This window comes from Spirulina sp. CS-785/01 (assembly GCF_028330525.1).
GTDB lineage: Bacteria > Cyanobacteriota > Cyanobacteriia > Cyanobacteriales > Spirulinaceae > JAQMSD01.
Map to the genome: position 1 here is coordinate 1 of NZ_JAQMSD010000206.1, position 10,011 is coordinate 10,011.

A 10,011-nucleotide genomic window follows, 5' to 3' on the forward strand; every position below is an offset into this window, starting at 1 on the left:
CGCAGGATTTATGCGTGTTTAATTCATGTAGAAATTCGAGAAGGAAAAATTTGGATTCAGCGCAACCAAACGGATTGTTCTTTAACCCATGATTGATTAGAAAAGGGAGTTGTGAAAGAAGATATTGTTTTAGGACTCCAACCTCCTGAATTGCGACAATATACGGGGTTGGGAGTAGATTAGAGTGACGAATTATGAAGATGGTGCGGTGCGTTCAACGGATGTTCAGTGAATGGAAAAGTCGGAGTGAGTGGCCGTTGAACGCACTTATAATACTGGAAATCTTTCAATAAATAAATCAGGAGTAATGATTTCTGTTCCTTGAAAAGGATTTAAAACTAATAAGTCTAAATCCCCTGTAATCATCAAATTAGCATTACCACTCACTGCTAACTCTAAAAATTTATTATCTTTTGAATCTCTACAAACTGCGATTTTATCTTTAATCAAAACTAATTCGGATACGCTGATAAATTTCAGCAAAAATACTTGTCTTTCTTCTAGTGTAATATATTTATTAAACTTGGGTCGATTTAAAACATTTTCTAGTTCTTCTAAGGTTGCTTCAGAATATAATATTATTCCTTGCTGCTCTGCTAACTTTATGACTTGAAATGGAGCAGAATTGTTAAAAAGTAAACCACTTACTATAACATTGGTATCTATAACAAATCTATTCATCATTATCTTCTAAGATATCTTGTAAAATTTCAGGGGTTAAACCTCTTTTTTGTGCTTTATTAGAAATTTCTGCCATCACTTCTGCTAACGTTTTTTGATGCAAATTTTCTCGCAAAAAGAATTGAACCAGTTGACTTAGCTGTTTTTGAGTTTGAGGGTTAGCTTGTTCAAAGGCTTTTTTGGTTTCTGTGTTCACTTGAATTTGGATATTTTCCATGATAGTTAAATTAAAACCCTAATCATATTCTACAATACGTATAAAAAAATTTGTTTAAATATAGATGGTGTGGTGCGTTCAACGGATATTCAGTGAGTTGAAAAAATGAAAGTCAGTGGCCGTTGAACGCACCCTACATTATTGCTATTATGGAGAGTAGTATAACAAACTAGCGATGGCTCATATTACATTCGATGAAACCAAGCTCAAAGAATTATTTAAAACGGCTCTTTTGGAGTTAGTTCAGGAAGAAAAAGAAGTGTTTTCTGAAATTTTTGCCGAAGTTTTAGAAGATATTGGTTTAGAAAATGCGATGATTAAAAATCTTGGTTGCTACTATCCTATTGTAGGTTTATTGTCAATCATATAAAATAAATACATTTTTACGTCCAAAATCATTACAAAACTTTACCACTCCTCAACCTCTAACTGGGATTGGGTGGCTTGGATGGCTAAGGCGATATCTAATAAGAAAATGGGCTTTTTTTGATTGTCCGACTGTCGTAAGGCTACGTAACGACTGAGACGACTTAATGGACTTTGACGGGAGGATTTGGGTAAGGGTTGAATGTTTAATAAAGATAAATCAATCATGTTTGGTAAGTCTTCTACTGGGATACCACAGAGTTGGCCCCGTTGATCACTGACTAAGATTAAAAATTGGGTGGTTTGCCAAGTGCTTTTTTCTTCGCTTAATAAGCCATCTAAATTTAATAATAAAATGGTCTCCCCTTCTAGTTCTAATAATCCGACTTCACTAAATCCTTCGCTTAATTCTGGAGGGGAAGGACTGATCTTGAGAACCGCTTTCATGGGGAGGGCAAATAGATAATTGGCGATGGGGAAGATGATGACTCTTGCCCTCTCGGTGTCCGTTGGGAGAGATTCTCGCATGGTGATTAGGGGGTTAAGGCTTCTTCAAGGGTGGATAGGATTTCTTGTTCTAAATAAGGTTTGGTTAAATAGGCAAACGCGCCTAGTTCTAGGGCGATATGTTGGAATTTGTCCCGACTGCGGGAGGTGAGGATAATAATGGGAACTTGCCCTAAGTTTTCCTTTTGTTGTTGGATTAAACTGAGGAATTCTAAGCCGTTCATACGGGGCATTTCGATGTCACAGAGGATTAGGTTGATGTTGGGTTCGGTTTTGACTTTTTCTAAGGCTTCTAAGCCGTCGTTGGCTTGTAAGACGCGATAGTTGCGCCGTTCTAACATGAGGTTTAGGGTTTGGCGTTCGGTGAGGGAGTCATCAACAATTAAGATGGTTTTGATCTCTGGTTCTGGGGTGGTTTCTTCGGGGGGGGGACTGTTTTTTTCTGGGGTGTCGTGGGTGGAAATAAACAGGCCGAGTTCTTGGGTGGAGAGGGAGGAGGATAATGCTGGGGTGGGGGTTGCTGCTTCGGGGAGGGGGGCGGCTTGCTGGATGAGTCGCATTCCTTTTTTCTGAGCGTGACTGACGAGGGATGATCCGTCGATGACGAGGGTGAGACGACCATCGGCGAGGATGCTACAACCATAAATGTAGGGGGGTGGCACGATCGCGCTAGAAATTGGCTTAATCACCAACTCCTGTTCCTCCACCACGCGGTCCACTTCCAACCCGATCAACCCCTCACTGGTATTCAATAATAAAACGGGGGAAATTTCGTCAGGAGTCTTCAAAAGTGGGTCTAATGCTTGATCCTGTCCATTGACCCCCCCTTTCCCTTGACCCAAATCACGGGGACGGGTGGGATAATGGAACAGCGAGGATAATTCATAGACCGGGATCGTACATTCCCCTTCCTCTTGATTCCAGTCTAAGACCTTTTGACCTGCCAGTAAGCGCAATTTTTCCCCCGGAATCAAGACTTGTTCCACTTCATTAGAGACAAACCCATAGACCACTTGATCGACCTGACAAATTAACAATCGCGCAGTCATCAGGGATTCTCGAATTTGAATGGAGAAAATTGTCCCTTTTTGGGGAAAAGACCGGACGGAGATCGACCCTTTCACCCGTTCTAACTGGGTTTTGACTACATCTAACCCTACTCCTCGTCCCGATAAATCACTCACTTGGGAGGCCGTAGAGAAACCGGGTTGGGTGAGTAAATCTAAAAGACGGTCATCGGGTTGGGGGTGTTGGAGAAGTTGCGATCGCTCCTGTTCTGAGATTAACCCATTTTGATAAGCGCGATCGCAGATTTTCTCCACACTCAACCCACCCCCATCATCCTTAATCTCAATAATCGTTCGATTCCCCTGATTATACGCAGAAATCTCCATCTGTCCCGTTTCCGGTTTCCCCCGTTGTTGACGGACTTCTGCCGACTCTATCCCATGATCAAACGCATTCCGCACCAAATGCAACAACGCATCATATAAATTATCAGTAATCGTTTTATCCACCATCACCTGAGTCCCTTTTAGGGTTAATTCCACAGGTTTACGATGCACATAGGACAACTGCTTCACCATAGGAGGAAAGCGTTTTAACAACGTTTCTAGGGGGATCATCCGTGCAGTTTGCATATTATCCCGCAACTGCTTCGAGAGACGTTGTTCCCGTTCTACCGTAGAAGCAGTAGTGCGATTTAGCAACGTCATATCCTCCGTTGCTTGACTTAATTGAGATGCTTCTTCTAACGCAGTATAAAGGAGTCGTTGACTGGGGGAAAGTTGACGAGAATTCCCATTCCCATTTTGACCAGGGGGAGAAAGATGGGTGCGAAGTTCATTTAAGGTTGAACGGTGTTGTCGTAACCAGTTTGAGAGTTTCCCAACTGCGGTTTGAAACTGTTCATCTCGTAAGGCCAACTGGTTTTGATTAATCAATAATTCCCCAACTAAATGGTTAAGATGTTCTAGTTGGTTTAAGTCAATGCGGAGGGTTTGTTGGGGAGGAGTGGAGGGAGTTTGGGAGGGTTGTTTGGAGACACGAGAGGGGGTATTTTTTTGGGGGGGTTGGTCTAGGGGTTGGGAGGGAGTGGTGACTAACTCACTAGGAGTAGTGGGAAGTTCTTTCTCTGCTGCAACGGTTTCCGGTTCACTTCGTTCTAATTCTTCGTTCCAGTCGTCACTAAAGTCTAAGGTTAATTCTCCTTCGTCGGAGAAGTTGGGATCATTCAGATCATTTAAGTCTATATCTCCAAAGGTTGATTCTAAACTGGGGAGTTGTTCGTTATTTGTTGTTGGTTGTTCGTTATTTGTTGTTGGTTCAGCTTCCGACTCCCGACTTCCAACTCCCGACTCTCGACTCTCGACTTCTCCAAAAGAGGTTTCAGAGGTTGCAAAGTCTAGTTCTTCCTCGGAAGTAAAGTTGAATGCTTCACCCCTTGTGGTGTCTTCTGTAAAGGATGTCTCGGAGGAGGTAAAGTCTAGTTTTTCCTCTATTCCATTATCTTCTGTAAAAGATGTCTCGGAGGGTGTAAAATCTAATTCTTGGTCTGGAGTTGTTGTAAAATCGAGTTCTTCCTCTGTTTCTGTATCTTCCGTAAAAGATGTCTCAGATGTTGTCAAGTCTAATTCTTCGTTAGGAGAGGGGTTAAAGTTATCAGTTTGACTCCCAACTCCTGACTCCCATTCATCTTCTGCAAACGATGTCTCAGAGGTTGTAAAATCTAATTCTTCATCGGGGGATGTGGTGAAGTCAAAGTCTTCCCCCATCGGAGTTTCTGCGATAGTGAAATCAAATTCCCCATCAGTTGTCGATTCTTCTGTAATGGGAATATTTGACCCCGTTAAATCTAACTCCTCATCGGGGGTAGATTCTTCTGTAATGGGAATATTTGACCCCGTTAAATCTAACTCCTCATCGGGGGTAACATCTTCAGTGGGGGGAGTCTCCGAGAGGGAAAAATCGAGGGGTTGTGAGAAGTCTAACTCCTCCGTAGCATCCACCCCAGAGAATTCCGGTTCATCGAGAGGGATATCTTGGGAAAAATCTAAATTGACCTCGCCAAAAATGTCCTCTAATTCGGCGTTATTTGCCGTATCTTCCTGCGTCCAGGGGTCTTGAATATCCGGGGACTCCTCACGGGGTTGAGGGGGATTCTCAGGCGTGCTAGGGGCTTCTGAGGGCGTTTCTTGGGTATAATGTAAGAGAGCTTGACTGGGTTCTCCTCCGGACTTGCGATCGCCCTCTAAAACCAACTGTCTCGCTTGCTGTAGATTGTCTAACGCAATGGGTGCAATGGTGAGAACTCGGGTAGGATGGGTTTTGATAGAGGTTGCGATCGCATCTGCAATACTTTGAAACCCCGACAACCCCAAAGACTCTCCCAACCCCGAAAACACCTCTGCGGACTCTTGCAAATACTCCCCAACCGCATCCGCATCCCCCGTTTCTACTAATTGTCCTAACTCCTCAATCCGTTGCGTCACCCCCATCTCAAAAATCGACTTGGTTAAATCAAACCCCATCTCCGTAGAAGTGGGTAAGGGAGGTTGATGATCAAAACAGTCTCCTAACTTCCTCTGAAAACGAATAAAAATATCGGCGGCCCGGTTTAATAAATCATCATCTTGGTCATACTCCCCGGCCAACTCCGCACTCATGGCCAAGCGTAAGCAATCATAGCCCTCAAACAACATAGAAAGCAACTCTTGGTCAATGGTTGCATCCGGAGACAGTAACGCACGAAAAATGTCCTCTAAATTATGGGAAATGGTTTTAATGGTATCCTGTCCCACATTGGCCGCGGCCCCCTTTAAGGTATGGGTGGCCCGCATTAAACTATAAATCTCTGCGGTTTCTGCTTCTGGAGTTAACGCAAACAACTCCGTTTCAATAGTGGTGAGTAAATCCTGTGCTTCTGCAATAAAATACTCATACCCTTCCGGATTCCGTCGCGGTGGCCGTTTTCGGCTAGGATTCGGAGTAGGATTCGAGGTAGGATTAGCAGAGGCTTCTAATTCTTCATCGGGTTCAGCAGGGGAATTCATAGGAGGAGAGGGGTTAACATTACGGGGAGGAGGAGTAATAAGCGGAGAACTCGCTTCAGTTTCCATTTTCTCCGTCGTCCAGTCTTCATGACTCTCACTGGCCATGGAAACCGGAGACGGAGGAGGGTTATCTGTGGGGGATGTCCCATGAGTCTCCTCAATAGGAATAGACGCAGAAGGAGAATGAGTTGAATGAGTCAGAGTCTCATCTTCAATGGGGATAGACTGAGGAAACGAGTTTCCCTTATCTTCACCCTCATCTTGAATGGGAATAGACGCAGAAGGAGAATGAGTTGAATGAGTCGGAGTCTCATCTTGAATGGGAATAGACGCAGAAGGAGAATGAGTTGAATGAGTCGGAGTCTCATCTTCAATGGGAATAGACTGAGGAGACGATGGAGAGGTGTCTTCTTCATCCTCAATGGGAATCGACTGAGAGCGTTTAGGGTCTTCCGTTTGACCCCATAAATTATCCGCCGCTTGGGCCACTTGTTGACCGACTGAATCTTTCGTAAAGTAGTCCCAATCCCGGATAGAAGTCCAAACACTACTGGCCAGTTGTCCTGCGAGTTTTTGCCAGTCCCATTGATGAGTCATTGGTAGTTGTTGGGGTGATTGTTGGTTGTGCTTGATTACTGAGTTTCAGTTCAATTCACACTGCGCCACTCTCTGGGAATTATATCAATTTTCTGAAGTTGATCTCAAGGAAATAGTTAAGCAATTTAATCGTTAAGTTTTAAGCGGAGTTGGTGACTTATAGATAAGTCAGATAAAATCATTAGAGTCTTCGGGATAAGTAATTAAGTTTTATGTAAATAACCGGATTAACCAATTTGTAAATCGTTCAGCAATTTCTGTCTGAGGATGAAGGGATTTTTTGGTGATTGCTTTTCCTAATGGATAACCCGGTTCATCTTGCCATGCAAGATAGGTGTGAATAACAGCTTTACTCTGATGAACCGCTTTAAAGGTCGTTATATCATTTAAGCGTGCTTGTTGCACACAGTCTTCTGCAAACGCTAATGCTGTGGGGTTTGCTAATTCTGCACAAAAGTTTTCTAACATCCCCGAATCTTGATTATTTGGCATTAACCAAACTCCCAATTTAGGTTCATCAGCTTGACTCTGAATAATTGTACCATTAACATCAGGAACAGTAGGAAAAATATAATGATAATGCCTTAATTTGGTTTGAATACTCTGCCATCTTGCAGCTAGAGAATTATTCTCTGTAGAAGGTTGATCAGCATCTAACAAAACACCGATGACTTGGGGAGGGTTAGGCCGCACAATTAAAGCATTTAGTCGCTTTAAAACCCCGATATCTGAACCACATTGATAAATCCCAAAAACTTCTGGAACATTATGAGCAGCACATAAGGCCATCACAACATGACAATCATTATCTCCTTCAACTAGCAATACTTTATCAGTATCTTGTTTACAAATATCAGACATAACATTTATCGCACCTCAACATCCATTTCAAGGGCATCTGTGAGGGTTTCAGACGCATATTCAGTGGCTTTAATGGTCTTATCTTTAGCATCGAGTCGAAAAAACGCGCCAAGGTCTGGATATTGATTCCAAATTGTATCAAAGGCTTTTACACAGTCTCGACTATGAGTGGTTGCAAACACTTGAACATTCAATTTTTTAGCTAATTTAAAAATAATATTCCAAACCTTGGGTTGTACTGTCCAATGTAAGCCATTTTCAAATTCATCAATTAACAAAATTCCATTTTTAGCATTAACCAGAGCAACAATTATATGAAAGAGTCGCGTCATCCCATCTCCCATACTCTTGAGAGGTAAAGGTTCACCAATTCCTTCGATTTTGACTAAAGGAATACGACTTTCACTAGAGCCTATTTTTTGACTCATATCCTCTACAAATGCAACCCCCGAAACTCGCTCATCAATTAAATTAAGAGCCGCAATAATTTCTGATTCTAAAGGGGTTAAACTGGTTAAGTCCCACAGAGCCGCTAATTTCCGGTTAGGCAGATTATCCGTTGAGACCATTTGCCATAAATATTTAAACCCGGATTTTTGGGGTTGATAAAAAAAACGAGATGTGCTATTAAAAGCGACATGATAACGCTCTGAGAGAAGATCATCTAATTGCAATAGTATTTGAGTGTTTTGTCCTTCTTCTTTAATCAAAAATATCTCAAAATCTGCCATAGACTCATGGAGTTGATGCGCTGATAAACGGAGTCGTTTGATTATGCCGGAGTCCTCTGTTATCCTTTGATAGGCAGCCGTATGAAGATGGAGAGGAGAAAGCGAGGAGATGTCCCCTAAAATAATTCCAGTTTCTCCAATTTGGGGTAACTTATGACCCCAAAAAAGATGTCTCAACGGATGAGCTAAATGGGATTGTGGGGGGAGTTGTGCTGCACTAAACCAAGTTTCTTGTCTGGCTTCTAAAAGCTCAAGAAGAACCGTCGAAGACCCATTACTGGCATACAGTTCAATGGCTTCTAAAAAGGTAGTTTTTCCTGCATTATTGCCACCAACTAATAAGTTAACATGACTCAGTTTTTCCACTTGAAGATGTTGGAAAAGCCGAAAATTTTTAATCTCAAAGGACTGAAGCATATAAAATCCTGAGCATCCTCTAATCCCTAGCTTACAGGATAGTTGGCTTAGTGGTCTGATGGGGGGATTGGTCGGACAATCCGGAAAACGCCTTCTATATCCCCGGTCTTGTAACTGGGGCAACAACAGCGCGACAGTCCTGATATATTATGTAGCGACTAGACGTTATGTAAGAGAAATTGGCTATGAGTGATTGGCAAGAGATTGATGGGGGCGTAACCGCACCAAAAGGCTATCAGGCCGCCGGGATTACCGCCGGGTTGAAACCGTCGGGTGCGCCGGATTTGGCGTTGATTGTGTCGGAAACGGATGCGATCGCAGCCGGAGTGTTCACACAATCGGTAGTCCGGGCTGCCTGTGTGGACTATTGCCGCCAACGGTTACAAGCCAAAGCCAACGCCAAAGCGATATTATGTAATGCAGGCCAAGCCAACGCCGCTACCGGAGAGCAAGGGTGGAAAGATGCCCTCGAAACCGCCCAGTTGCTCGCTAGAGCCTTGAATATTGCCCCAGAGGATATTTTACTCGCTTCCACAGGAGTCATTGGTCAACGGATGAAAATGGAGGCATTCCGGGCAGGGATTCCTAAGTTAGTGGAAGCCTTATCCCTAGACGGAGGAGAGGCCGCATCCCGTGCCATTGTCACCACCGATTTAGTCACAAAATCCATTGCCCTAGAAACCCAAATGGGCGATCGCGCCGTTCGTATTGGCGGCATGGCCAAAGGCTCTGGTATGATTCACCCTAACATGGCCACCCTGCTCTCCTTCGTCACCTGTGATGCCCTCGTCTCCACCTCCCTCTGGCAAGAAATGGTGCAACGGGCCGCCGATAAAAGTTTCAATCAAATCACCGTCGATGGAGATACTAGCACCAACGACACCCTCATTGCCCTCGCCAACGGCCAATCCCGCACCGCAACCATCACCGAATGGGGTCCCGAAGCCGAAAAACTCGAAGCCATGCTCACCGAAGTGTGTCAATATTTAGCCAAAGCGATCGCGCGAGACGGAGAAGGGGCCACCTGTTTAATTGAAGTACAAGTCACCGGGGCCCCCGACGACGCAGGGGCCCGGCAAGTCGCCAAAACCATCGTCGGTTCATCCCTCGTCAAATCCGCCATATTTGGCCGCGATCCCAACTGGGGGCGCATTGCCGGGGCAGCAGGCCGGGCCGATGTTCCCTTTGACCAAGAAAACCTCCGCATTGAATTAGGAGAAATCCTCTTAATGAACAACGGCCAACCCTTAGATTTTGATCGCCAAGGGGCCAGCCAATATATCACCGACATTGCCAGCCAATCCTCCGAAATCACCCCAGATCACGAACTCATCCACCGTCGAGATAACCCCTTAATCATTAAAGTGGATTTAGGCAACGGCACAGGAAGCGGTAAAGCCTGGGGATGTGACCTCAGTTATGATTACGTCAAAATTAACGCCGAATATACCACCTAGTCCCTCAACCCAACAAAAATGGTAGGTTGGGTGAAGGGAAGCGTAACCCAACAAAAATGGTAGGTTGGGTGAAGGGAAGCGTAACCCAACAAAAATGGTAGGTTGGGTGAAGGGAAGCGTAACCC

At 44.1% G+C, this 10,011-nt stretch carries 8 protein-coding genes and 1 pseudogene; 3 read left to right on the plus strand and 6 right to left on the minus strand.

Annotated features, from left to right (window positions below):
- The first annotated feature begins 6 nt into the window (after positions 1-6).
- Positions 7-183: pseudogene (locus tag PN462_RS23560) on the plus strand (element excision factor XisI family protein).
- A gap of 84 nt (positions 184-267) precedes the next feature.
- Here PN462_RS23560 and PN462_RS13335 read toward each other — a convergent pair.
- Together PN462_RS13335 and PN462_RS13340 are read right to left on the minus strand one after the other, a co-directional pair.
- On the minus strand, positions 268-684 hold the full coding sequence (locus PN462_RS13335; protein ID WP_272128773.1) for a putative toxin-antitoxin system toxin component, PIN family: 417 nt from the start codon (positions 682-684) through the stop codon (positions 268-270).
- Complete coding sequence (locus PN462_RS13340) at positions 674-898, minus strand: hypothetical protein (protein WP_272128774.1); 225 nt, start codon at positions 896-898, stop codon at positions 674-676. The genes PN462_RS13335 and PN462_RS13340 overlap by 11 nt, the downstream gene beginning before the upstream one ends.
- Positions 899-1,073: 175 nt before the next feature.
- Here PN462_RS13340 and PN462_RS13345 point away from each other — a divergent pair, with 175 nt between their 5' ends.
- Positions 1,074-1,268 (plus strand): hypothetical protein, encoded by a 195-nt coding sequence (locus PN462_RS13345; protein ID WP_272128775.1) that lies wholly within the window; start codon positions 1,074-1,076, stop codon positions 1,266-1,268.
- Positions 1,269-1,306: 38 nt separating this feature from the next.
- Here the strand turns inward: PN462_RS13345 and PN462_RS13350 are convergent, their stop codons facing one another.
- From PN462_RS13350 to PN462_RS13365, 4 genes are all read right to left on the minus strand, one after another.
- On the minus strand, positions 1,307-1,792 hold the full coding sequence (locus PN462_RS13350; RefSeq protein WP_272128776.1) for a chemotaxis protein CheW: 486 nt from the start codon (positions 1,790-1,792) through the stop codon (positions 1,307-1,309).
- Positions 1,793-1,797: 5 nt separating this feature from the next.
- Positions 1,798-6,420 (minus strand): response regulator, encoded by a 4,623-nt coding sequence (locus tag PN462_RS13355; protein ID WP_272128777.1) that lies wholly within the window; start codon positions 6,418-6,420, stop codon positions 1,798-1,800.
- A gap of 210 nt (positions 6,421-6,630) precedes the next feature.
- Complete coding sequence (locus PN462_RS13360) at positions 6,631-7,281, minus strand: DUF3226 domain-containing protein (protein WP_272128778.1); 651 nt, start codon at positions 7,279-7,281, stop codon at positions 6,631-6,633.
- Between the two features lie 5 nt (positions 7,282-7,286).
- Positions 7,287-8,429 carry an AAA family ATPase gene (locus PN462_RS13365; protein WP_272128779.1) on the minus strand — a complete coding sequence of 381 codons (1,143 nt, stop codon included), beginning with the start codon at positions 8,427-8,429 and terminating at the stop codon, positions 7,287-7,289.
- 185 nt (positions 8,430-8,614) lie between these two features.
- On the opposite strand from PN462_RS13365, the gene argJ reads away from it, so the two are divergent.
- On the plus strand, positions 8,615-9,886 hold the full coding sequence (gene argJ, locus PN462_RS13370; RefSeq protein ID WP_272128780.1) for a bifunctional ornithine acetyltransferase/N-acetylglutamate synthase: 1,272 nt from the start codon (positions 8,615-8,617) through the stop codon (positions 9,884-9,886).
- Positions 9,887-10,011 lie beyond the last annotated feature (125 nt).